The following is a 23,909-nucleotide window of genomic DNA, read 5'->3' on the forward strand; positions in this document are numbered from 1 at the left end:
CGGAGAATGCGCAGCTGTTCAGAGGCGGCGTAACTCAGTGCAGTGCGAGGGTAGAACATGAGCTGGAGCAAGGTCAGCGCGGCCGACGTGCAGCCGCAGGCCTGGAAGAACAAGGGCGGGCTGACGCGCGAGCTGCTAGCCTGGCCGCATGCGCATGACTGGGCCTTGCGCATCAGCGTGGGCCGGGTCGAGCAGGACGGCCCGTTCTCCGCCTTTCCCGGGGTGCACCGCTGGCTGGCCGTCGTTGGCGGCGCGGGCCTGCGCCTGTTCGACTGGCCGCAGAGCATGGGCGACGAGCCGCTGCGCTTCGACGGCGGGCTGGCGCCGGAGGCCGCGCTGATCAAGGGCGCCACCGACGTCTTCAACGTCATGGAGCGGCGCGGCAACCTGGAGGTCGAGCCGGCCAGCCATGTGCTGCTGCCGCGCACGCCCTGGGTGGGGCTCTTCACCGTCGAGGGCGGCCTGCTGGAGCACGGCCACCGCGCCATGCCGATGGCGCCGCTGACGCTGGCCTGGTGCGAGGACCCCGCCGCGCAGAGCTGCGTGTTCACCGGGCCGGACGCCTCCAGCAGCCATGCCTGGTGGCTGACCTGGAGCCCTGAATGAAGCTCTGGCGCGGTGGCCGGCTGGCGACGCTGGCCGGCGACAGCGGTTGGGGCCTGATCGAAGATGGCGCAATGCTCGTCGAGGGCGGGCTGCTGCGCTGGGTCGGGCCCACTGCCGACGCGCCAGCAGCCGAAGAGGTCGTCAACCTGCACGGCGCCCTCGTCACGCCCGGCCTGGTGGACTGCCACACCCACCTCGTCTACGGTGGCAACCGCGCCAATGAGTTCGAGCAGCGCCTGCACGGGGCGAGCTACGCCGACATCGCCAGGGCCGGCGGCGGCATCCGCTCGACGGTGGCCGCGACCCGCGCAGCGAGCGAAGCCGAACTGCTGGCCGACGCGACGAAACGCGCCCAGGCGCTGATCCGCGAGGGTGTGACGACCGTGGAGGTCAAGTCCGGCTACGGCCTGGACGCCGCCACCGAGGCGCGCATGCTGCGCGTCGCTCGCCAGCTCACCGGCCTGGACGTGCGCACCACCTACCTGGCTGCCCACGCGCTGCCGCCCGAGTTCAGCGATGCCGACGCCTACATCGCCGCCGTCTGCGACTGGCTGCCCGCGCTGCACGCGCAAGGCCTCGTCGATGCCGTGGACGCGTTCTGCGAGCACATCGCCTTCAGCCCCGCCCAGGTCGCCCGCGTGTTCGATGCGGCCCAGCAACTGAACCTGCCCTTCAAGCTGCACGCCGAGCAGTTGAGCGACCAGGGCGGCGCCGCGCTCGCCGCCAGCTACCGCGCGCTCAGCTGCGACCACCTCGAATACCTCAGCCCCGCCGGCGTGCAGGCCATGGCGCAGGCCGGCACCGTGGCCGTGCTGCTGCCCGGCGCCTTCTACGCGCTGAAGGAAACGAAGCTGCCGCCCGTGGCCGCGCTGCGCGAGGCCGGCGTGGCCATCGCCATCGCCACCGATCACAACCCCGGTAGCTCACCAACGCTGTCGCCGCTGCTGATGCTCAACATGGCCTGCGTGCTGTTCGGCCTGACGCCGGAAGAAGCGCTGCGCGGCCTGACCGTCAACGGCGCGCGCGCGCTGGGCCTGGCTGACCGGGGCCAGCTCGTCCCCGGCCAGCGTGCCGACTTCTGTCTCTGGGATGGCGCCCACCCCCGAGAGCTGGCAGCATGCTTCGGGCATAACCCGCTGATCAAGCGGGTACGGGGAGGGGAATGAGCGTTTTTCAGCTTCAGCAGGGCCGCGTGCCGCTGCTGATCAGCCTGCCGCACGTCGGCACGGAGATACCGGCCGAACTGGCCGGGCGGCTGGTGCCGCGCGCGCTGGCCAGCGAGGACAGCGACTGGCACCTGGAGCGCCTGTACCGCCCGCTGGCCGAGGCACTCGGCGCCAGCCTCATCGTGCCCCGCTACAGCCGCTACGTCATCGACCTGAACCGCCCGCCCGACGACCGCGCGCTCTACCCCGGCGCGGCCGGTGGCACCGGCCTGGTGCCCACCCGTTTCTTCACCGACGAGCCGCTGTACCGCGATGGTGCGGTGCCCGATGCTGCCGAGGTGGCGGCGCGGCGCGAGGCCTATTGGCAGCCCTACCACGACGCGTTGGCGGCCGAGCTGGCGCGGCTGCGCGCGGCGCACGGCCATGCGCTGCTGTTCGACGGCCACAGCATCCGCTCCGAGCTGCCCTGGCTGTTCGACGGCCAGCTGCCGGCGCTCAACCTCGGCACGGCCGACGGCGCCGCCTGCGCGCCCGGCATCACCGAGCGACTGGCCGCGCTGCTGGCCGGCCAGGCGCGGTTCAGCCACGTCGTCAACGGCCGCTTCAAGGGCGGCTACATCACGCGCCACTACGGCCGGCCCGACGCTGGCCAGCACGCCGTGCAGTTGGAGATGTGCCAGCGCTGCTACATGGACGAAACCGCCGAACCGAGCGGTGCCTACGACGAGCACGGCGCCGCCAGCGTCGCGCCCTTGATCGAACAATTGCTGCGGGAGATGCTGGCATGGGAGCCTTGAAGACACTGCATGCGCCGATGGCCTGGCTGGACGGCCGCTGGCAGCGCGACGTGCTGCTCACGGTCGATTCGAGCGGCCGCTGGGCCGACATCACCGTCAACCTGCCGGCGCCGCCCCATGCCGAGCTGCTGGGCGGCCCCGTCATTCCCAGCCTCGTCAACGCACACAGCCACGCCTTCCAGCGCGCCTTCGTCGGCCTGGCCGAACGGCGTGAGGCAGGCCAGGACGACTTCTGGAGCTGGCGCGACCGCATGTATGCGCTGGCGCTGCGCATCTCGCCGCAGCAGCTGCGCGCCGTGGCCAGCCAGCTCTATGCCGAACTGCTGCGCGGCGGCTACACGCAGGTCTGCGAGTTCCACTACCTGCACCACGCCGCAGACGGCCAGGCCTTCGACGACGAGCTGGACATGGCCTGGGCGCTGGCCGCCGCCGCCGAGGACACCGGCATCGGCCTGACCCTGCTGCCCGTCGTCTACACGCGCAGCGGCTTCAACGCCAGCGGCCTGCGGCTCGACCAGCATCGTTTCACCGCCGATGCCGACTGGGCCTGGCGCGCCTGCCAGCGCATCAATGCCGCCGGCCTGGCGCGCGTCAGTGCCGGCGTGGCGCTGCACTCGCTGCGCGGCACCTCGGCCGCCGACATCGCCCGCCTGCGCGACCGCGTCGGTGGCGCCGACCTGCCCATCCACATCCACGTTGCCGAGCAGACGGCCGAGGTGGCCGACTGCCTGGCCGCCACCGGTCGGCGCCCGCTGCAGTGGCTGGCCGAGGCGGGTCATCTCGACCCGCGCTGGCAGCTCGTGCATGCCACGCATGCCGAACCCGCCGAGATCGAGGCCGTGGCGCTCAGCGGCGCCGGCATCGTGCTGTGCCCGGGCACCGAGGCCAACCTGGGTGACGGCCTGCCGGACTTGTCCGCCTGGCTGGGCAACGGCGTGTCGTTGACCGTCGGCTCGGACAGCCAGGTCACCCGCGGCTGGGTAGAGGAGCTGCGCTGGCTGGAGTACGGCCAGCGCCTGGCGCTGCGCCAGCGCAACATCGCCGCCGAGCCCGGCTGCCAGCCGTCCAGCGCCGCGCGCCTGTTCGACGCCGCCGTGCATGGCGGCGCCCGCGCCGCTGGCTTCGCGGCCTGGGGCCTGACGCCCGGCGCCCGTGCAGACGCGCTGGTGCTCAACCGCGAGGCCGACGGCCTGCGCGGCCTGCCGGACGAGGCGCTGCTGGACGCGGTCGTCTTCGGCAGCAACGGCTCGCCCTGGCAGTCGGTCTGGGTGGCCGGCCGGGCGCGGCCCTGGCGGGCGCCGCAGCGAGTGGGCGATGCCTTCGAGGCGGCGATGCACGAGCTGTGGTGCCCTGACGGCGGGCCGCAAGCCTGATGCTTGGCGGGCGGCGGACAAAGGGCTAGTCTCGGCGCCGAGACCTCCAACAAATCACGTCGCCGCGATCAGTCCTGATCGACAGGCGCGGCAGCGAGGGACGACGGTGCCGCCCGTTGCGGCTTGCGCGTGACGAGGAGTGGCGATGAAGCTGAGCGACTACACGATCAAGGCCCGGCTGCTGGCCCTGGCCGCCCTGGCGGTGCTGACCATGCTGGTGGTCGGCGTGCAGGGGTTGCGCAGCCTGTCCCAGGCGCAGGCGGACTTCACTCACTACGTCGACAACGACGTCGAAGCCCTGACCCAGCTGGCCGGCGTGCGGGCCGGCGTCGGCAACCTGCGCCGCTACGAGAAGGACTTGCTCATCAACCTGGCCGATGCCAAGGCCGTCGAGCGCTACCGCAAGGACTGGGGCGACACCTACGACAAGACGGCCGACAGCCTGGGCCGCATGGGCAGGCTGGACCTGCCGGCCGACCTCAAGCGCATGCCCGAGGAACTGCTGGCGGCGCTGCAGGCCTACCGCAGCGGCTTCACCGGCATCGCCGAGCGTGTCGCCAAGGGCGAGTTCGCCGACACCGCCTCGGCCAACCAGGCGATGGAGCCCGTCAAGGCACCCGTGCGCGCGGTGGACAAGACGCTGGCCGAGATGACCACCACCGTGGACAAGCACTCCGCCGCGCGCGTCGCCCAGCTCGCGCAGGCTGAAAGCCTCATCCGCCGCAACCTCGTCATCGTCATCATCGTCGGCGTGCTGCTGCTGGCCGGCTACACGGCGGTCAACATCCGCTCCATCCTGGCGCCGCTGGCCTACGCGGTGAAGGCGGCCGAACGCATCGCCGGGCAAGACCTCAGCCAGCCCGTGCTGGCCGAGGGCCGCGACGAGACCGCCGCCCTGATGCGTGGCGTGCAGAGCATGCAGGACTCGCTGGTCAAGGTCGTGTCCGGCGTGCGGCTGAGCACCGACAGCATCGCCACCGCGTCCCGCGAAGTGGCGGTGGGCAGCCAGGACCTCAGCAACCGCACTGAGCAGGCGGCGTCCAACCTGCAGGAGACGGCCTCGGCGATGGAGGAGCTGACGGCCAGTGTCACGCACAACGCCGAGTCCGCGCGCCAGGCCAACCAGCTCGCGCGCGACGCCGCCGAGGTGGCGCGGCGCGGCGGCGCGGTGGTGGACGAGGTGGTGCAGACCATGGGCCGCATCAGCGCCTCGTCGGCCAAGATCGGCGACATCATCTCGGTCATTGACGGCATTGCCTTCCAGACCAACATCCTGGCCCTGAACGCCGCCGTCGAGGCCGCGCGCGCGGGCGAACAGGGGCGCGGCTTTGCCGTCGTTGCGGCCGAGGTGCGCGCGCTGGCGCAGCGCTCGGCGGCGGCCGCCAAGGAGATCAAGGCCTTGATCACGCAGAGCGGCGAGAACGTCGAGGGTGGCTCGGCCCTGGTGGCCCAGGCGGGCCAGACCATGCGCGAGGTCATCGACTCGATCGCGCGCGTCGGCAACATCGTCTCCGAGATCAGCCTGGCCACCGGCGAGCAGAGCACCGGCATCGGCCAGATCGGCCAGGCGATTGCGGGGCTGGATCAGATGACGCAACAGAACGCCGCACTGGTGGAGGAATCCGCCGCTGCGGCCGCCAGCCTGCAGCAGCAGGCCGATGAGTTGTCGCGGTCGGTGGCGGTGTTCAGGCTGAGTGCGTGAGCGTGGCGGCGGGTTCAGCCGCCTTGCCACTCGGCAGCGCTGAGTTCCTTGATGCGCTGTTCGGTTCGCTCCCGCATGCAGCCGAAATACACGACCGTCCTGACCGTTCCGCCGATGTAGAGCTGGTGTTTCGCGGCGCAGTCGGCATCGCGAAACGCTACCCAGCGACGCTGGGCCTTGACCAGCAGCGCTCTCGGTCCCTCGCCCGTGAAGGGCGGGTCGTTCTTCTCAGGTAACTGCTTCAGCAAGGCCTGGTAGGTCGAATTCAACAGCCGGTCTTGTGCCTCGAACCGGTGCCTGGCGCAGGCGTTGTCTTCGATTGTGTTGCTCGGCGCTGCGCAAGGGTCAGCAGCGCAGGCGAGTGAGCAGAGCATTGATAGCAGGGCGGTGATGGTGGGGCGCAGGGGCATGGGGCTCAACGTTCGATCTGGGCGCCGCCCTGGAGGGTTCGCCGATATGCGGAGTACGGAAGTAGGTGTCTGGCAGAGAAGCGGTAAATTGAATCGCTAGGCACTGCATAAGTTGTCGCATAACGCTCGCTCAAGACCTGAGCACCGATGCGTTCGAGGAAGGCTTGCAGGGACGGGTTCGTTACATCCTCGACGACGAGCATTGGCCACGGATTGACCTTCCAAAGGTGAGCGAGCAGATCCTTGAACAGACCTGCTCTTTGGGCCTCTGGTTCGATCTGGACCGTTGCCACCGTCATGCACGGGCCCTGCACGCCGTTCGTTCCAGATCGAAGTAGAAGTCGTACCCATTCTTCGTGCATGTCGCAGCTACTAAGGTAGCGGGCCTGCTCTCCACCAGACTGGACGATCTCAAGCCAGCGCGAAATCTGCGCTGCAAGCGTGTGCGTTGTGGATGTCCGCCATTCGCGCCACTGCATCTGAGCCTTTCCTGACGCAACCATGTCTCGCATGTGATGCTTAACGAACAGCGTTCGCCGGCCGTCCAGGCGAAGTTGGAAGAAGTCTTGACATAGCGGCGGCGGATAAACCTGTTGGACTGAACTGCGCACCCGACGGTGGCGACGGGGCGGCGATAGGAAATGTAAGTTTCAAATCCTCCCGCCAGGCCGGTGCGGATTCACACCGCGATGGCGGCGACCCGCTTCATGAAATACCGGACTGTGCGGCACTGGACCAGCCGACCGATCAGCCACCACCCAGGCGCTTGACCCAGTAGTCAGGCTTTCGCCGGCCATCGGCGATTGCGACCACCACGATCTCGTCGCCGACGGTGGCGTAGATGACGCCGAACGGAAAACCGATCACGAGGCGACGGCGGGTGCTCTTCGAGCGAGGCGCGCCGTGCTCAGGGAGCGACGCCGCCGCCCTGACTGCGTCCGCCACGGCGCCTGCAAACTTGACGCCCAGTTCGGGGCGGATGGCCGAGTAGTACGTAGTACGAAACCTGTTGAAGGAGTTCGTCTTCGGCCGGTGGAAGGAACCGAAAGCTAGCCACGCGCCAAGCGGAGAGCCATTGCCAGCACGTCTTCCCCGTCTAGGGCCACGAGCTCGCCGCGATCGTAGGCCGCGAGTCGGCGTTCAACCTCTGCATCCCACGCGGCTTCAACGTCAGTCAAAGAGCCTTCGTGGAGTGACTCCAAGAGGATATCGACCAGTCGCGACCTCTCCTCAGCCGGGAGTGCCTTGCCCTGCTGGGCCAGTGCTGCGACCTGATCTGTCATGGCTGCCTCCGGGGGTGTGAGCGCAAAGTCTAGCGTGCCGATGCCCATCTCGCGCCCGCCGCCTCGCCCCCGCTTAATGCCGAAACCGCCTCCCCGCTCCCCTCGCGCTGCTTGCGCGAGAAGCGCTGGATGACGTCGTCCACCCAACTTGCGTGCATCGCAACCCGAACGCCACGGCGGCGCCTCATGAACCACGGCCTCACCCCCGCCGAGCGTCCCAATGGACTGGAACCTGCGCGGAGGCACTGCTCAGTGCCGAACTGGCATTGAGCGCTCCCCTGGCGTTCCCAGTCAGGCGTTGACGCATGTGGGACAAGAAAATCTCACATCGCAGGCCTGTACTCGCCGAGGTATCCGGGAAACTCGCTGCAGCTCTGAAAAAATCCTCGTCTAACCTTTTGCACCCTGCGCCTTGTTGTCCCAGCTCAAACCGCTCTTGAACGCAGCCGCGCATGTCGAAGCGTTTCGGACCGTTTGGCTCGCCCGTTATGTCTCGCTGAGCCACGCGGCCGACCTGGCTCAGCACTACCTGGCCCAGGCAGGGGGCGACGAGCGGTTGGCCTTGAGGATGCGGTTGCTCCAACTGCGTTTTGGGCCCCAGTCGGCCGGCGTGGCGCAGCGTTACCTCGCGTTGGCCGAGCGGCACCAGTCCCTGGGTGACCGCCCCGGTGCGGTCATCGCGACAAGCTTCGCGCTGACCGCTGAGAACTTCGCGGGCGATCTGGCGGCAGCCCTGTCGGCCTATGAGCGGCTGGCCACGGAGATCAGCGACCTGGACGACCCGCTGGAGCGCTACATCGCCATGGGCTGCTCGCTGTTGCTCTACCACGCGGCCGCCCGGCCGGTGCCCTACATGCAGCACGCCTGTCGCATGCTTCAGCTGGCCGAAGAGATCGGCCACGGCGGCCTGCAGTTGGCTTCGCACAGCAACGTCGGGATCGCCTTCTTCCTTGCGGGCGATGACCTGCAGGCCCGGCATCATCTGGAGCAGGTGGTGGAAAGCATCGAGTTGGGCGGCTGGTTGCGCTTCAGCGCCGTGGCCTTGCTGACGGAGGTCTACGCATCATCCGGCGACATCGAAAGGGCGTTGCCCCTGCTTGAGGCCTGGGCGTTCCCGGCGCAGTTGCACGAGTTGGACGGGTCGGCGGTGGCGCACTTCCATACCTTGGGGGCCGAGGTCCATGCCCGGCTCGGCCAGCCTGCCCGGACGCAGGCCTACCTCGACTTCCTGGCTTCGGTGCCTGTGGAGCATCGCAGCCTGGAAGTGCCCCGCATGCTGGCCGTGGTCCGGGCCCTTCATCACCAGTCCATTGGCGACGACGCCATGGCGCAGGCCGGCCTGGAGCAGGCCCTCGGCGGTGCACTCCAGGCGTCTGATGCGGAACTGGTGTTGCCCGCGCGTTTCTGGTGGATGGCGGCCGAGGTGGCCAGCGCGCGAGGGCAGTGGCAGCAGGCCTGCGAGTTGCAGGCGCGCGCACGCCGCAACGAACTGGACTGCAAGCGCGATGGCGCCGCCGTCCGGCGGGTCGCGACGCAGTTGCAGACGGATGCCAGCGCGCGTGCCATCGAGGCGGCGCAGCGCGACCCACTGACCGGCCTTGGCAACCGCGAGCGGGTGATCGCCGTCGGGGATCGCTGGCTGGCACAGCGCATGGCGCCCATCGTGATCAAGCTGAACGTGCGGCGCTTCAACGCCATCAACGAGGCCCTGGGCCGAGAAACCGGCGATGCGGTGTTGCAGGCGGTCGCCGAGCGGCTGCGCGAGGCTTGCGGCCGCTTCGAGCAAGCGCTGGCCGTGCGCATGTACGCCGACCAGTTCGCCCTCCTGGTGGCGGGGGGAGAGGACAGCCTGCAGGCGTGGTGCGCCATCGCCGCCGAGATGTTCTCCACGCCGCTGGCCGTGGCGGGGCACTGGGTGGATGTCAGTGCGGCATGGGGTGTCGCGCTGGGCCCGGTGCATGGGGCGACGATGCAGCGGCTGCTGAGCCACGCCGAGATTGCACTGAACGAGGACCGCCGCACCCAGGCGGGATGGACGGTCTATGCACCCAGCCTGGTGCGGGCTGATCCTCGGCAGCTGTCGTTGATTTCGGAGCTAAAGCGGGCGGCGCGCGAGGGCGAGTTCTTCCTGGTCCTGCAACCCAAGGTGCGCCTGGCTGACCAGCAGGTCGTCAGCTTCGAGGCGCTGGTCCGCTGGGCCCATCCCACGCGGGGGCTGGTGCCGCCGGTGGAGTTCATCCCCTTCGCCGAGAGCACCGGCAGCATCAAGGGCATCACGGCCTGGGTCCTGCGTGAGGCGATGGCGCTGTCCCACCGGCTGCGCGAGGCCGGGCTGGTGTGCGGCATCGCGGTCAACGTGTCGGTGCATGACGTGGGCGACGGGGAGTTCGTGCGCACGCTGCGTGAGCTGCTGGCCACCACGGGCGCGCTTGCCCGCGACATCCGGCTGGAGCTGACCGAGGGCGCCGTCATGCGCGACCCCGCCACCGTCATCGACCGCATGCGCGAGATCAATGCGATGGGGTTCGAATGGTCCATCGACGACTTCGGCACCGGCCAGTCGTCGCTGGCCTATCTCAACATGCTGCCGGTGTCGGAGCTCAAGATCGACCGCAGCTTCGTGCGCGGCGCCGCCGCCTCCAGCGCCTCGCTGACGCTGCTCAAGGCCGCGATCGACCTGGGCCGCAACCTCGGCCTGTCCACCGTGGGGGAGGGGGCGGAGACGGCCGAGGAGTGGGCCTTGCTGCGCGAGCTGGGCTGCAGCGTGGGGCAGGGATGGTTCTGCGCCAAGCCGATGCCGGAGCAGGACCTGCTGCCCTGGCTGCAGGCCCGGCGTTCAGGCTGAGGCGGCTTCTCCGCTCGTGCCCCGCTGGCGGCTGAAGCGCTGGATGAAGTCGTCCACCAACTCGTACAGCACCGGGATCACCAGCAGGCTCAGGAAGGTGCTGGTGATCAGCCCGCCGATGACGACGATGGCCATCGGCGCGCGGAAGCTCGGGTCGGTGCCGAAGCCCAGGGCGATGGGCATCATGCCGGCGCCCATGGCCAGCGTCGTCATGACGATGGGGCGAGCGCGCTTGTGGCAGGCGTCCAGCAGCGCGTCCAGGCGGGTCAGGCCTTGCTCGCGTTGCGCGACGATGGCGTATTCCACCAGCAGGATGGAGTTCTTCGTCGCGATGCCCATCAGCATGATCAGGCCGATCATGGCCGGCATGCTCAGGGCGGTGCCGGTCACGAACAGCGCCAGGATGGCGCCGGGCACGGACAGCACCAGCGCGCCCAGGATGGTGATGGGCTGCACCCAGGCGTGGAACAGCAGCACCAGCACGATGTAGATGCACGCCACCCCTGTGCCCATGGCCAGCAGGAAGCCCTGGCCCAGTTCGGCGAAGGCTTCGGCGTCGCCCACCTCGGCCTTGCTGATGCCCGGCGGCAGGTTGGCGATGCTGGGCAGCGCGTTCGCGGCCGCCTGCACGTCGCTGAGCGGCTGGCCGTTCAGCTCGATCTCGAAGTTGACGTTGCGCAGCCGGTCATAACGGTCGATCTGCGCGGGGCCACTGGTCAGCTCCAGCTCGGCCACCTGGCGCAGCGGCACGGGGCCGCGCGCGCCCGGCACGGTGAGCTGGCCCAGCAGCGCCAGGTCGGCACGCGCCTCGTCGGGCAGGCGCACGACGATGGGGATCTGGCGCTGGCTGAGGTTGAGCTTGGGCAGCAGCTGGTCGTAGTCGCCTGCCGTGGCGATGCGCAGCGTGTCGGCGATCGCGCTGGTGGACACGCCCAGGTCGGCAGCCCGCGCCGCATCGGGCCGCACGATCAGTTCGGGCCGCTGCAGGCTGGAGCTGCTGGTCACCTGGCCGATGCCGGTCAGGCCGCGCAGGTCCTGCTCCACCTTGGCAGCATGCTGGCTCAGGGCCTCGCCGTCCTCGCCGGCCAGCACCAACTGGTACTTCTCGTTGGAGCCGCCGAAGCTGACCTTGACGCGCGCGCCGGTGATGTTGTCCAGCCGCTCGCGCAGTTCGCGCTCGATCTGCTGTTTGCTAATGCCGCTGCGCTCGGCGCGCGGCGTCAGGTTCAGCGTCAACGTCGCCTTGCGCGACTCGGCCGCGCCGCTCATCGCGAAGGGGTCGCCGCCCGCGCTGCCGCCGCCGACGGCGGTGTAGATGAGCTTGACCTGCGGGTGGGCTGCGGCTGCGACGCGCGCCTGCTCGGCGACGGCCCGCGTCTCTTCGTAGGTGCTGCCGGGCGGCAGCTCGATGCTGATCTGCGTCTGGCTGAGGTCGTCCGGCGGGATGAAGGCGCCGGGGATGGCGCCCATGAACAGCGGCGCGCAGGCCGCCAGGCCGAAGGCCGTCGTGATGGCCAGTGTCTTGCCCTTGTGCGTGAAGGCCCAGCGCGCGGCCTGCAGGTATCGGGCCATCCAGAACGGCTCCTTGTGCTCGCGCTTGGAGGGCTTGAGGATGTAGGCCGCCATCATGGGTGTCAGCATGCGGGCCACGACGAGCGAGAAGAACACGGCAATGGCCGCCGTCCAGCCGAACTGCACGAAGAACTTGCCGACCACGCCGCTCATGAAGGCGGTGGGCAGGAAGACGGCAATCAGCGTGAAGGTCGTGGCGATGACGGCCAGGCCGATCTCGTCCGCCGCCTCGCGGGCGGCTTCCAGCGGCGTCTTGCCCATGGACAGGTGCCGCATGATGTTCTCGATCTCGACGATGGCGTCGTCCACCAGCACGCCGATGACGAGGGACAGCGACAGCAGCGTGATGACGTTGAGCGTGAAGCCCATCCAGTACATGACGAGGAAGGTCGGGATGGCCGACAGCGGCAGCGCCACGGCGCTGACGAAGGTGGCACGCCAATCGCGCAGGAACAGGAAGACCACGACCACCGCCAGGAAGGCGCCTTCCAGCAGCAGCTTCATGCTGCCGTCGTAGTTCTCGATGACGGGGTCGACGAAGTTGAAGGCCTCCGTGACGGTGATGTCGGGGTGGGCGGCCTTCAGCTCCTCCAGCGCGGCGCGGATGCGCTCGGCCACGTCCACCTCGCCGGCACCGCGGGCGCGCACGATCTCGAAGCCGACGACCGGCTTGCCATTCAGGAAGGCGCCGCTGCGGCGCTCGGCCAGCGTGTCGCTGACGTTGGCGACCTGGTCCAGCCGCACATGGCGGCCGTCGGCCAAAGGCACATCCATCGCGGCCAGCTCCTGGGCGCTCTGCACGGTGGCGATGGTGCGCAGGGACTGCTCTGCGCCGCCCAGCTGGGCGCGGCCGCCGGGGGCTTCCTGCTGCACCTGCTTCAGCTGCCGCGACACCTCGGCGGCGGTCACGCCCAGGGCCAGCATGCGGGACGGGTCCAGTTCCACGCGCAGCTCGCGGGTGACGCCGCCGACGCGCGCCACCGAGCCCACGCCGCGCACCGACAGCAGGCGCTTGCCGACCTGGTTGTCGACGAACCAGGACAGTGCCTCGTCGTCCATGCTGCTGCTGGAGACCGTGTAGGTCAGGATGGGCATGCCCGACAGGTTCATCTTGGTGATGACCGGGTCGCGCAGGTCGGCCGGCAGGTCAGCGCGGATGCGGGCCACCGCGTCGCGCGTGTCGTCCAGCGCCTCCTGCAGCGGCTTCTCCAGCCGGTACTCCACGGTGATGGTCGCGATGCCGTCCTGCACCTTGGTGTAGATGTGCTTGACACCCTGGGCGCTGGCGACCGAGTTCTCGATCTTGCGCGCCACCTCGGTCTCCATCTGCGCGGGCGCGGTGCCCGGCAGCGAGGCGCTGATGACGATGGTGGGCAGCTCGATGTCGGGGAACTGCTGGATCTTCATCTGCTTGAAGCCGTACAGCCCGGCCGCCGTCAGCATGATGAAGAACATGATGGCCGGCACCGGGTTGGCGATGGACCAGCGGGAAACGTTGAACATGGTCGCTTCTTTCTTACTGGGCCACGCGGACCGTGTCGCCGTCCGCAAGGAAGCCGACGCCAGACTCGACGACCGCCGCCCCCGCCGTCAGCCCCGAGCGCACTTCGACGCGCGTGCCTTCGCGGCGGCCCACCTGTACCTTGGTCTGGCGCACCTTGCTGCCGTCGATGCGGAACACGTAGCTGAAGCCGTCGCGCAGCAGCACGGCGCTCTGCGGCAGCGACAGCGCGGCGCTGTCGCCCAGCACGAAGTCGCCGCGCGCGAACAGGCCGGCGCGCAAGGACTCGCCGCCCTTCAGGTCCACATAGACCAGCCCGTTGCGCGTCTGCGCATCCACCTGCGGCGCGACGCGGCGCACGCGCCCCTCCACCGGCGGCGCGCCGCTGGGCTGCACGCGCACGAGCTGGCCTGTCTTCAACTGCGCCAGCTCGGCGCCCGGCACCTCGGCGCGCCACTCCAGCCGGCCGCCGCGCTGCAGGCGGAACAGCTCCTGCCCCGGCTGCACCAGCGCGCCGGGCGTGGCGATGCGGGCGCTGATGACGCCATCGTCCGGCGCCGTGACCTGCGTGTACGACAGGCGCAGCTGGTCGGCCTGCACGCGGGCCTTGGCGGCGGCGACGCGGGCCTGCGCGGCGGCGTCGGCCGCCAGCGCCTGGTCGATGGCCTGGGGCGACAGCGCCTCGCTGCCCTGCAGCGTCTTCACGCGGTTGGCCGTCAGGTTGGCCTCGCGCGCCGAGGCCTCGGCCTCCAGCAGCGCGGCGCGGCTGGCGGCCAGGTCGGCCTCCAGCGTGCCGGGGGACAGGCGGGCCAGCAGCTGGCCCTTCTTGACGCGGTCGCCCACGTCGACGTTCAGCGCGGCCAGCCGCTGGCCGCCGATCTCGGCGCCGATGACCACCTCCTGCCAGGCAGCGATGGAGCCGGTGCCGGCCAGCGTCTGCGGCCAGGTGGATTGCTGGGCGACGACGCGCTTGACCGTCAACGCCGGCTTGGGCGCGGCGCTGGCGGCTTGCTGCGCCTCGGCGGGGCCGGACAGCGCGATGACGAAGGCCGCAGCCAGCGCGATGGTCAGCGTGCCGGTGACGAGGGACAGGCGGAGGGTGGGGGTCTTCATGGCGTTCATCGGGCTGAAGCGGTATTGGGTGCGGAGGTGTTGGCCAGAGCGTCAGAGTTCCATCCACCTCCGAGGCTGCGGTACAGGCGTATCCAGGCGAGTGATTGCTCGGCACGCACGCTGAGCACGGCGTCGTAGGCGGCCAGCGCGTTGCGGAAGGTGGCGTTGCGCTGCGTGCCGCTCTGCAGGCCGGCTTGCGCCTGGGCACCGGTGCGGCGGGCGATGCCCTCCCACTCACGACGCACGGCGTCCACCTCGCGCTCGCGCTCGGCGCCGGCGGTCACGCGCTGCAGCGACTCTTCCACCTCGGCGACGGCCGTCTGCCATTGCGCCTGCAGTGCGGCGGCGGCTTCCTCGGCGGCGGCCTCGGCGCCCTGGCTGCGCGCGGCGCGCAGGCCGCCGTCGAACAGCGGCAGGCTTAAAGACGGCCCGAAGGCCCACAGCGATGCGTTGCTGCTGCCGCCTCCCACACGCAACCGAGTCTCGCCGGCCAGCGCGGCCAGGCTGAGCTGCGGCCAGCGCTGCGCTTCCACGCTGCGCTGCTGGTGCGCGGTGGCCAGCCAGCGCTGGTGGGCGGCGGCCAGGTCGGGGCGCTGTGCCAGCAGTTGGGCGGGTAGCGCGCCCACGCCGAAAGCGGGCGCCCTGGGCTGGCTGCGACGCAGCTCCAGGCCCTCGGTCGCGACGGCCGGCGGCGCGAGATCGGCCGCCAGCGCCTCGGCGCGTTCGCCGCACAGCAGGGCCAGCGTCTGCAGCGCGATCTGCGCCTCGGCGCGCCACTGGCTGCGGTTGGCCGAGGCGATGGCGCGCTCGGTGTTCAGGATGGCGGCGTCGGTGGCGCTGAGCAGGCCGGCCGTCTGCTGCTGGCGGGCCCAGCCGGCGATCTGCTCGGCAAAGCGCAGGTCCAGCTCGGCGGACTCCTCGCGCGCCTGCGCCAGGCGCAGTTGCACATAGGCGCTGGCGACGTCCGCCGCGAGGCTGACGCGCGCCGCATGCCAGTCGGCCGTGGCGGCCGTCGCCTGGGCGCTCTCGGCCGCCGCGGCGGCGCGCTGGCCGCCGAACAGGTCGATCTCCCAACTGGCGTTGAACTGCGCGCTGCCTTGCGTGCTGATGCCCGGCACGCCGCCGAGGTTGCGGCCGCGCTGGGCCTGGGCGTTGACGCTCAGCTCCGGCAGCAGCGCGGCGCGCGCCTGGGCGGCGCCGGCCTCGGCCTGGCGGCGGTGCGCGGCGGCCTGGGCCAGCGTCGGGCTCTGGGCCTGGGCTCGTTCAACGAGGCGGGCGAGTTGCGGGTCCTCGAAGGCCTGCCACCAGGCGCTGAGCGCGGCGGTGCTGCCGCCGTGGGGCAGGGGCGAGCGCCAGGCGGCAGGGATGGCCGTGTCGGAGGGTGGCGCGGCGGGCGGGGCGCTGGCACAGGCGGCCAGCAGCGCCAGCAGGGGCGCGGCGAGGAGGAGTCGGCGTCGTGTCATGGGTTCTTGTGGCGTTGGCTCTCGTACTTGACCAGCGCGCAGCCCCAGTCCGCCAGGCGGTGGCAGGTCTGTTCCAGCAGCGGGTCGTTGGCCAGCAGTTCGGGATGGAAGGCGTCCAGCATCGGCCGGGTCACGGTGTAGTCGTGCGCCATGGCCTGCAGGCCCATGGCGAGCTGGTGAATGGCGGCGGTGGGCTCGGCCAGGCCGGCGTGGCGGGCCAGCAGCCGGGCGAAGCGGTCGAAGATGGGGCCCACGTCGCGCGCCACCGCGTCCATGAAGATGGCGCTGGGCGCCTGCATCTCGCGGAAGAACAGCTGCGCGCTGCAGGCGCCGTCGTCGAACAGGAAGGGCTGCAGGAAGCGGCGGATGGACTCGTGCAGGCTCAGGCGCGGGTCGTCGAAGCCTTCCAGCTGCTGCTGCAGCGCCAGCACGGGCAGGCGCAGCACCTCGCGGTACAGGCCGTCCTTGTCGCCGAAGTGGTAGTGGATGGCGCCGGGGTTGACGCCGGCCGCGCCGCAGATCTCGCGCGTCGTCACCGCGCCGAAGCCGCGTTCGGCGAACAGGGTCATCGCTTCGCACAGCAGGCGGTCGCGCGCTGACGGTGCTTCGGGATTGGCGGACGCGCGGGTCGACATGGCGCCGCACTGTAGCAGTCAATCAAGCGCTTGCTTGGTTGCGCTTGATCGCGTTTTGTATCGTTTTATCTCGGCATCCGCAAGGCTGTGGATGCCGGGTAGGCGCCGGGCTTCAGCGTGGAGAGAGGGCACGGTTCAGCGCCTCGGCGGGCCGCAGCGCGCCCACCTCGGTGCCGCGCCAGTTGCACAGAACGAGGTGGCTGTAGCCCTGCAACAGGTCGGGCACATCGTCCTCGGTCTTCAGCAGCGCCTGCGCCACGGCGGCCATTGCGGCCTCGGCGGCGCGGGCGGCGCCGTCGTCGACCTTCAGCGCGACGCCCAGGCCCAGCTCGGGCAGCGCCGCGCAATAGACGCCCTCGGCGCCGATCTTGCAGAACAGCCGCTCGCCCAGGGTCTGCATGACGCGCGTGTCGAAGCGGTCCGTGCCGCCCACCATGAAGGGCGCCCGGGCGACCGCCTCGCGCAGTCGTCGCGCGGCGCGGGCATTCGCGTCGGACAGGCCCTGGCCGGTGCCTGCGCGCGCAAACGCCAGCGCCAGCGAGCGCAGCGGCAGCGCGAACGTCGGGATGGAGCAGCCGTCGATGCCGCGCTGCGCGTGCTCGACGTCCACGCCGGTGGCTGCCGACAGCGCGGCCGAGACCTCGCGCATGACCGGGTGGTTCGCGGCCACGTAGCCCCGTGCGAACGCGGCCGGGTCGGTGCCCACCTGTCGCGCCATCAGGCAAGCGACGCAGACGAAGCCGCTGTGCTTGCCCGAGCAGTTGTTGTGCAGGGCCGTGGCCAGCTCGCCGCGCGCCAGCATGCCGCGCAGCACCGGCTCGCGGGCGGGCCACTGCGTGCCGCATTCGAGCGCGGTCTCGTCGAGCCCCAGCCTGGCAAGCACGCCGGCTGCCGTGGCCACGTGCTGGGGCTCGCCGCTGTGCGAGGCGCAGGCCAGCGCCAGTTCTTCGTCGGTCAACTGGAAGGCCTCGGCGGCGCCACTGGCCACCAGCGGCAGCGCCTGCAACAGCTTGACGGCCGAGCGCGGGAAGATGGGCCGGTCGATATCACCGAGGGCCGTGTGCACGGCGCCCGACGCGTCGACGATGGCGAGCGCGCCGGCATGCCGGGACTCGAGGGCGTTGCCGCGCAGGACTTCAATGAGGATGGGGCTCATGGCAGGGCTCGTGCAAGGTCGAGGTTCGTATTCTTCAGGAGACCGGCAGGGACGGACGCATCGGCAGGACGCGTGGCGTGGTTCTCCAGCTCAAAATTCTTGTAAAGCCTGTTCATGTAGACATATGAATCAATGAAGTCTATATTTACATGCATTGTGCGTAGCAGAGACCCCGCCACCGAGCCTGTTGAGGTGACCCAGTTCGTGGCAGACGTCGGCCTGCGCATTCGCCTCATGCGCCTGGCGCGGGGCATGACCCAGAAGGACTTGGCGGAGCGAGCCGACATCAGCCGGCTCACCCTCATGTCCATCGAGGCGGGTTCGCTTGGCAGCAGGTTTGCAGACGTGGCCCGTTTGCTCTGGGCCATGGATGACGTGAGCCTTCAGACGGCTTTGGCCACGGCGGCGCAGGACCCGGCCTATCAGGACGCGGTGCGCGGAAATCTGCCGCGCTTCAAGAGTCGCAGGAAAGACTTCGCATGACGCGCCGGGCTCCGGTGTTCCGATGGACGATCGACCAGGCGGCGAAGAAGCGTGTCGCCGTTCGCGTCGGCGAGCTGACGCAAGAGGCCTCCCGCTGGGAATTCATGTTCGACCGCGACTACCTCGCGCTTGGTCCGCAGGCGTGGGAACTGGACCCGACAGGTCTCAGGACCAAGCAGCGGTCGCCGTTCGTGCGCGTCGGTTCCGTGCCCTTTCCCGTCTTTTGCGACGTGGCCCTGTCCGGATGGACACTGGATCTGCTGAAGAAGAACACCAGCCTTGCCGCTGGAGGTGAAGAACCCTGGGGCTGGTGGGAGCGACTCCTGTACGCGCCAGACGACGGCTTTGGTGCGTTGTTTGTGGGCGAGTCCTCCGGGCGACCGGACACGGTCGGACCGATCACGCGCGCGCTGCAAAACCTGACCCGGGACTCGCTGACCGAAGGGCCGCTGGCAACTTCGTCGGGGGCCATGGGTGGCGAGCGGCCCAAGGTCGCGCTGTGCTTCGAACTTGATGACGGCCGGTTCATGCCGACCCTGCTGAAGTTCGCGCTGCCGAATGAACGCTTTGACAGCGTCATCGCCGAAGCCACTGCGCTGACGCTTGCGGCAGGCCTCAACATGCGGGTGCCCGAACATCGAGTCATGTGGTTCAACGACGTTCCGGCGCTTGCAATTGAGCGGTTTGACAGGGCAGGGCGGGACGAGCAACTTTGGCATTGCGTCAGCGCCGCGACCGCGCTCGACCTGGTGCCAGGAGCGGACGTAGAAGACCCGAAGCGAAGTTACGTCAGGCTCCGGTCCAAGCTCAAACGTGTCGAAGACACCCGCGAACTGTTCGAACGCATCATCCTGAACGGTGCCGTGGGCAACACCGACGACCACCCCTGGAACACCAGCCTGCGCCAGCTGGGCCTGGGCGAGTGGGAGCTGTCCCCCTTGTACGACGTGCTGCCATTCTCCGAACGGCAGGGCGTGCCGGCTTCCAGCATGGACCTGACCAACAGGCGCCCCTCTCGTGCAGCGACACGCGCCAACCTCGTGGCTGCCGGAAAGCAGATTGCTGCACTCGACGAGCAGGACGTGCTTCAGCGAATCGACCGGACCACGACCTACGTCCGCGAGAACTGGCGACGAGTCTTCGAGGCGCACAGCCAGCCTGCCAAGGAAGTTCCGGTCGAGGACTGGAAACGGGTTTTCGAGCACCACTGGATTGCCCTTTGACGGGCAACCAGAAAACCGACCCGACCCGCCGCGCCGGGCAGCAGCGTCAAAGCACCTTCAACACCACATCCAGTTCCCCCTCGCGCCCCTTGCTGTCCTTGAGCTGGATGCGCAGCCGGTGGCTGCCGCTGGGGATGGCGGCGTCGTCCAGCACCAGGCCGTCGGCCGTCAGTCGCGCCTTTTCGAGCAGGCGGGCGGTGATGTCGAGCTTCAGGAAGCCGTAGAGCACGCGAAAGCTCTTCAGGTCCAGCTCGGCGCCGTCGCTGCCCTTGAAGCCGAGCTGGATGGGGAAGGGCGCCTTGATGCCCTCCAGCCGGCCGGGCTGGCGCACTTCGATCAGCGGTGCGCCAGGCGTGAAGGCCTTGGCCCGGAACACCGGGCTGGCGGGCTGCGCGGCTTCTGCGGCGCGGTCGCGGGCTGCTTCCGCCGGGGTGATGAGGTCCAGCGCCAGGGCCGGGCCCGCCAGCAGGCAGGTCGTGGCCAGGGCCAGCAGGGTGCGTCGGGCTTGGGGAAGCAGCATCGTGAAGGGCCTCAATGGGTTGATGAAGTTTGGTGTCTGTCAGTCCACATGCACCCGGTTGCGCCCCGCGCGCTTGGCGGCATAGAGCGCCGCGTCGGCGCGGTGCAGCAGGCTGTCGGCCGCCAGCGGCGGCGCGCCACCGGCAATGCCCACGCTGATGCGCACCAGCAACCCCGGCGCGGTGGCGGCCCAGTCGTGCTCGGCGACTGCCAGGCGCAGGCGCTCGCAGATCTCGGCGGCCTGCTGCGGCGCGATGCCCACCAGCACGGCCAGGAACTCCTCGCCGCCGATGCGCGCCAACAGGTCGGCGCTGCGCAGGCGGTGGCGCAGCAGCTGGGCGAGCTGCTGCAGCACGGCGTCGCCGACGGCGTGGCCGTGGGTGTCGTTGATGCGCTTGAAGTGGTCCATGTCCAGCGTTGCGACGCTGATGACCTGGCCGGCCATGCGCGCGCCGTCCACCAGCAGCGGCAGCGCGAACTCGGCGTGGCGGCGGTTGTGCAGGCCGGTCAGCACGTCCTCGTGGGCGGCGCGGTCCAGCGCGTGGGCGTGCTCGCGCAGGCGCTGCTGCTCGCTCTCCAGATGCGCGGCGCGGGCGCGCTCGCGGCGGGCGTCGGCCACGGCGCTGTCGGCGCGCGCCTGGGCCTGCTCCACCTGTTCGCGGATGAGGATGACCTCGGTCTGCAGCACGAGGTTCTCGCGGCTGATCTGCCGCTCCAGGCCGCCCAGCTCCTCCAGCCAGGCGAGGGCCTCGCGGTACTGGCCGCAGCTCTTGTGCGTCTCGTACAGCGCGCGCACCAGCAGCCGGCGCAGCTTGGGCGGCGGCGCGCTGACGGCGTTCAGCAGCGCCTCCAGCATCAGCGCGGCCTGCTGTGGCTCGCCCTTCAGGCGCAGGAAGATGGCGCGCTGTGCGTCGGCCTCGATGGCCAGCGTGCGGTAGCCGTGGTCGTGGGCCAGGTGGCCGAACTCATTGAGCAGCGGCAGCGCCTCGTCCAGCCGGCCGCCGGCCAGCAGCGCGTTGATGAGGTTGGAGACCGACACCGCCACGTGGTAGGGGCCGCCGGACGTGCGCGCCAGCGCCGTGGCGCGCTCGGCCGTGTGGCGGGCCTGGGCCACGGCCTGGGCCAGCGCAGCGGCGTCGTGCGGCGCCCTGGCTTCTTCGACGCGGCGCAGCCAGAAGTAGGCGAGGTTGTTGAGGCAGGCAAAGCGCCCCTCGGCCGCGCCGCTGGCCTCGGCGATCTCCAGCGCCTGCTCGACCGACGCGCAGGCCTGGGCCTGGTTGTCGAGGCTGGAGTAGGCGATGCCGATGCGGCACAGCGCCCAGGCCTCGCGCACCGCGTCACCGGCGCGGCGCGCGGCGGCCAGCGCCCGCGTGCCGGACTGCAGCGCCTCGCGGCCCATCAGCAGCTGGCCGTAGACATAGGCCTGCGTGGTCAGCGCGTCGGCCAGCAGCAGGTCGTCGCCCAGGCGCTCGGCCAGGGCCAGGGCCTCGCTGGCGCAGCGGGCGCTGGCGGTCAGCCGGCCCAGGCGCGGGTATTGATGGGCCAGCAGCGCCAATGCCTCGCCGCGCCGGCGCAGCTCGGTGGGTGGGCAGGTCTGCAGCAGCAGCTCCAGCACGTCGTTGGACGCCTGGTAGGCCCCGGCCGCCGCGAGCTGGCGCTGCGACGCGAAGGCGGCATCGAACGCCACGGCGTCGAAGCCGTCGGGGTCATCGGCGGGCAGGGTGGGGAGGTCGCGCAGGTCTGACATGGGCAGCAGGCCATTCTGACCAGCCCCAGAATGCCGGCCATGCACGACTACAGCGTTTTCGGGGTCGACTTCACGAGTGCGCCTCGCCGCGCCAAGCCCATCCGCGTCGCGGGCGGCCGCCGTCACGGTGCCGTCATGCGGCTGGACGGGCTAGAGGCGCTGGACAGCCTGGACGCGTTCTCCGCCTGGCTGGCCCGCCCGGGGCCGTGGGTGGCGGGCCTGGACCTGCCGTTCGGCCTGCCGCGCGAACTGGTGGCGCATCTCGGCTGGCCGACCGATTACGCGGCGCTGATGGCCCACTACGCCGGCCTGGACCGCGCCGACATCCGCGCGCGCTTTGCGGCCTTCTGCGACGCCCGGCCTGCCGGCGCCAAGTTCGCCCACCGGGCCTGCGACGGGCCGGCGGGCTCCAGCCCGAGCATGAAGTGGGTCAACCCGCCGGTCGCCTGGATGCTGCATGCCGGCGTGCCGCGGTTGATCTCTGCGGGCGTGCACCTGGCCGGGCACCTGGCAGGCGACGAGAGCCGCGTGGCGCTGGAGGCCTACCCCGGCCTGCTGGCCCGCGAGCTGATCGGACGGCGCTCGTACAAGAGCGACACGAAAGCCGCGCAGACGCCCGAGCGGCTGATCGCACGCAAAGACATCGTCGACGCGCTGGAGCAGGGCCGCACGCGGCTGGGCCTGCGGTTGAAGCTCAGCCATGCCCAGCGCGACGAGCTGGTGGCCGACGCCAGCGGCGACAGCCTGGACGCGGTGCTGGCGATGGTGCAGGCGGGCTGGGCGGCCCAGCAGCCGCGTTACGGCTGGCCGGAAGCGGTGGACCCCGTCGAAGGCTGGATCGTCAGCGCCGAGCCGCAACGCGCGTCCGCTTGAGCGAATGCGCCCGCCGGGCCCCGGCCACTGTTGGCGGCGTTATGGTGCGCGACCCTGCCCGAGGTGGACCCATGAAGCTCGCGATTGCCCTGTTGACGATGGTGCTGGCCGCCGGCTGCGCGGTGACGCCGCCGCCGCGCCTGGTGGATGTGGGCGAGGGCTGGGCGCGCAACTCGGTCAATGCCGTGGTGTTCCGCAAGAACTCGCTCGTCACGCATGGCGAGCAGCAGTTCATCGCCTACTACGACGCGCAGGCCCGCGTCGTGCTGGGCAAGCGCCAGCTGGGCAGCGACGCCTGGGAGCTGCACACCACCGCCTTCACCGGCAATGCGCTGGACGCGCACAACAGCATCAGCCTGATGGTGGACGGCGCGGGCGTGCTGCATCTCGCCTGGGACCACCACAACAACGCGCTGCGCTATGCCCGTAGCCTGCGCCCTGGCGGGCTGGAGATGGGCGAGCGCCTGCCCATGACGGGGCAGCGCGAGCGCTCCGTGTCCTACCCCGAGTTCCATCGCCAGCCGGACGGCAACCTGCTGTTCTTCTACCGCGACGGCGGCTCGGGCCGGGGCAACCTGGTGATCAACCGCTACGACGTGGCCACGCGGGCGTGGACGCGGCTGCACGACAACCTCATCAGCGGCGAGGGCCGGCGCAATGCCTACTGGCAGGCGCACCAGGACCACCGGGGCACCCTGCACCTGTCCTGGGTGTGGCGCGAATCGCCCGACGTGGCCAGCAACCACGACCTGGCCTACGCCCGCTCGCGGGATGGCGGCCTGACGTGGGAAACATCGGACGGCCGGCCCTACGCGCTGCCCATCACGGCGACCACTGCCGAATACGCGGCGCGCATCCCGCAGGGCAGCGAGCTGATCAACCAGACCTCGATGTCCGCCGACGCGGACGGCAACCCCTACATCGCCAGCTACTGGCGGCGCGCGGGCACCACCGTGCCGCAGTACCAGCTGGTCTACCGCAGCGGTGGCGCGTGGCGGGACATGGAGCTGGCCTTCCGCCGCACGCCGTTCTCGCTGAGCGGCATGGGCACGAAGGCGATTCCCGTCTCGCGACCGCAGATCATGGTGGGCCTGCAGGGCCGCCAGCCCACGGCGCTGCTGGTGTTCCGCGACGCGGAGCGCGGCAGCAAGGTGTCGGTGGCCCGCATCAGTGACTTCGGCGCGCAGCGCTGGACGGTGCAGGACCTGACGACCACCTCCACCGGCGCCTGGGAGCCCAGCTTCGACACCGAGCTGTGGCGCCGGCGCGGCGAGCTGCACCTGTTCGTGCAGGCCGTGCAGCAGGTGGACGGCGAGGGCGCCGCCAACGTGCCGCCCAGCCGCGTGCAGGTGTTGCAGTGGCGGCCCTGACCCCAGCCACCACCCCGCGCTTTGGCATAGCTCGCCCGGGCTTTTTCATAGCTGTGCACGGGCGACCCACCC

The 23,909-nt window shown here is 70.3% G+C and carries 20 protein-coding genes; 10 read left to right on the forward strand and 10 right to left on the reverse strand.

All coding sequences use genetic code 11. The annotated features are described in order from the left end of the window. Positions 1-57: 57 nt before the first annotated feature. From ACG00Y_RS04250 to ACG00Y_RS04270, 5 genes are all read left to right on the forward strand, one after another. Complete coding sequence (locus ACG00Y_RS04250) at positions 58-606, forward strand: HutD/Ves family protein (protein ID WP_394476298.1); 549 nt, start codon at positions 58-60, stop codon at positions 604-606. Beyond that, entirely contained in the window at positions 603-1,772 is a 1,170-nt protein-coding gene (hutI, locus tag ACG00Y_RS04255; RefSeq protein WP_394476300.1) for an imidazolonepropionase, read from the forward strand. The genes ACG00Y_RS04250 and hutI overlap by 4 nt, the downstream gene beginning before the upstream one ends. Continuing rightward, positions 1,769-2,569 carry an N-formylglutamate deformylase gene (gene hutG / locus ACG00Y_RS04260; protein WP_394476301.1) on the forward strand — a complete coding sequence of 267 codons (801 nt, stop codon included), beginning with the start codon at positions 1,769-1,771 and terminating at the stop codon, positions 2,567-2,569. The genes hutI and hutG overlap by 4 nt, the downstream gene beginning before the upstream one ends. Next, positions 2,557-3,942 (forward strand): formimidoylglutamate deiminase, encoded by a 1,386-nt coding sequence (gene hutF, locus ACG00Y_RS04265; RefSeq protein WP_394476303.1) that lies wholly within the window; start codon positions 2,557-2,559, stop codon positions 3,940-3,942. Before hutG ends, hutF begins: the two co-directional genes overlap by 13 nt. 145 nt (positions 3,943-4,087) lie before the next feature. Continuing rightward, a complete protein-coding gene (locus tag ACG00Y_RS04270; RefSeq protein WP_394476305.1) occupies positions 4,088-5,644 on the forward strand; it encodes a methyl-accepting chemotaxis protein in 1,557 nt (518 codons plus the stop codon). A gap of 14 nt (positions 5,645-5,658) precedes the next feature. On the opposite strand, the gene ACG00Y_RS04275 is transcribed toward ACG00Y_RS04270, so the two are convergent. The 3 genes from ACG00Y_RS04275 to ACG00Y_RS04285 form a co-directional block, all read right to left on the reverse strand. Continuing rightward, positions 5,659-6,054: a lysozyme inhibitor LprI family protein gene (locus ACG00Y_RS04275; protein ID WP_394476306.1), complete on the reverse strand. Its 396-nt coding sequence runs from the start codon at positions 6,052-6,054 to the stop codon at positions 5,659-5,661. Positions 6,055-6,059: 5 nt separating this feature from the next. Next, positions 6,060-6,533 (reverse strand): hypothetical protein, encoded by a 474-nt coding sequence (locus ACG00Y_RS04280; protein WP_394476308.1) that lies wholly within the window; start codon positions 6,531-6,533, stop codon positions 6,060-6,062. A gap of 570 nt (positions 6,534-7,103) precedes the next feature. Beyond that, entirely contained in the window at positions 7,104-7,337 is a 234-nt protein-coding gene (locus ACG00Y_RS04285; RefSeq protein WP_394476310.1) for an addiction module protein, read from the reverse strand. A 568-nt stretch (positions 7,338-7,905) separates the two neighbouring features. Here ACG00Y_RS04285 and ACG00Y_RS04290 point away from each other — a divergent pair. Further along, a complete protein-coding gene (locus ACG00Y_RS04290) occupies positions 7,906-10,182 on the forward strand; it encodes a putative bifunctional diguanylate cyclase/phosphodiesterase (RefSeq protein WP_394476312.1) in 2,277 nt (758 codons plus the stop codon). Here the strand turns inward: ACG00Y_RS04290 and ACG00Y_RS04295 are convergent. The 5 genes from ACG00Y_RS04295 to ACG00Y_RS04315 all read right to left on the reverse strand — a co-directional run bounded on the left by ACG00Y_RS04295 (position 10,174) and on the right by ACG00Y_RS04315 (position 17,622). Beyond that, positions 10,174-13,257, reverse strand: coding sequence for an efflux RND transporter permease subunit (locus ACG00Y_RS04295; protein ID WP_394476313.1), 3,084 nt, complete (start codon positions 13,255-13,257; stop codon positions 10,174-10,176). The two genes, ACG00Y_RS04290 and ACG00Y_RS04295, sit on opposite strands and share 9 nt — an antisense overlap. A gap of 13 nt (positions 13,258-13,270) precedes the next feature. Further along, positions 13,271-14,368: an efflux RND transporter periplasmic adaptor subunit gene (locus ACG00Y_RS04300; RefSeq protein ID WP_394476315.1), complete on the reverse strand. Its 1,098-nt coding sequence runs from the start codon at positions 14,366-14,368 to the stop codon at positions 13,271-13,273. Positions 14,369-14,373: 5 nt separating this feature from the next. After that, a complete protein-coding gene (locus ACG00Y_RS04305; RefSeq protein ID WP_394476317.1) occupies positions 14,374-15,831 on the reverse strand; it encodes an efflux transporter outer membrane subunit in 1,458 nt (485 codons plus the stop codon). After that, on the reverse strand, positions 15,828-16,466 hold the full coding sequence (locus tag ACG00Y_RS04310) for a TetR/AcrR family transcriptional regulator (protein ID WP_394476319.1): 639 nt from the start codon (positions 16,464-16,466) through the stop codon (positions 15,828-15,830). Before ACG00Y_RS04310 ends, ACG00Y_RS04305 begins: the two co-directional genes overlap by 4 nt. A 112-nt stretch (positions 16,467-16,578) precedes the next feature. After that, entirely contained in the window at positions 16,579-17,622 is a 1,044-nt protein-coding gene (locus ACG00Y_RS04315; RefSeq protein WP_394476321.1) for an asparaginase, read from the reverse strand. Positions 17,623-17,814: 192 nt separating this feature from the next. Between ACG00Y_RS04315 and ACG00Y_RS04320 the strand changes: the two genes are divergently transcribed. After that, the gene (locus tag ACG00Y_RS04320) at positions 17,815-18,105 is read left to right on the forward strand and encodes a helix-turn-helix domain-containing protein (protein WP_394476323.1); all 291 of its coding nucleotides are present in this window, start codon (positions 17,815-17,817) and stop codon (positions 18,103-18,105) included. Beyond that, a complete protein-coding gene (locus ACG00Y_RS04325) occupies positions 18,102-19,328 on the forward strand; it encodes a type II toxin-antitoxin system HipA family toxin (RefSeq protein WP_394476325.1) in 1,227 nt (408 codons plus the stop codon). Before ACG00Y_RS04320 ends, ACG00Y_RS04325 begins: the two co-directional genes overlap by 4 nt. 46 nt (positions 19,329-19,374) lie before the next feature. On the opposite strand, the gene ACG00Y_RS04330 is transcribed toward ACG00Y_RS04325, so the two are convergent. Together ACG00Y_RS04330 and ACG00Y_RS04335 are read right to left on the reverse strand one after the other, a co-directional pair. Continuing rightward, positions 19,375-19,848 carry a hypothetical protein gene (locus ACG00Y_RS04330; protein WP_394476327.1) on the reverse strand — a complete coding sequence of 158 codons (474 nt, stop codon included), beginning with the start codon at positions 19,846-19,848 and terminating at the stop codon, positions 19,375-19,377. Between the two features lie 39 nt (positions 19,849-19,887). Continuing rightward, positions 19,888-21,594 carry a GGDEF domain-containing protein gene (locus ACG00Y_RS04335; RefSeq protein WP_394476329.1) on the reverse strand — a complete coding sequence of 569 codons (1,707 nt, stop codon included), beginning with the start codon at positions 21,592-21,594 and terminating at the stop codon, positions 19,888-19,890. Positions 21,595-21,633: 39 nt separating this feature from the next. On the opposite strand from ACG00Y_RS04335, the gene ACG00Y_RS04340 reads away from it, so the two are divergent. Together ACG00Y_RS04340 and ACG00Y_RS04345 are read left to right on the forward strand one after the other, a co-directional pair. Continuing rightward, positions 21,634-22,467, forward strand: a complete 834-nt coding sequence (locus ACG00Y_RS04340) for a DUF429 domain-containing protein (protein WP_394476331.1) — start codon at positions 21,634-21,636, stop codon at positions 22,465-22,467. Between the two features lie 71 nt (positions 22,468-22,538). Continuing rightward, entirely contained in the window at positions 22,539-23,837 is a 1,299-nt protein-coding gene (locus ACG00Y_RS04345; protein ID WP_394476332.1) for a BNR repeat-containing protein, read from the forward strand. Positions 23,838-23,909 lie beyond the last annotated feature (72 nt).

The sequence above is a fragment of the Pelomonas parva genome, from assembly GCF_043555835.1.
Taxonomy (GTDB): Bacteria; Pseudomonadota; Gammaproteobacteria; order Burkholderiales; family Burkholderiaceae_C; genus Pelomonas; species Pelomonas parva.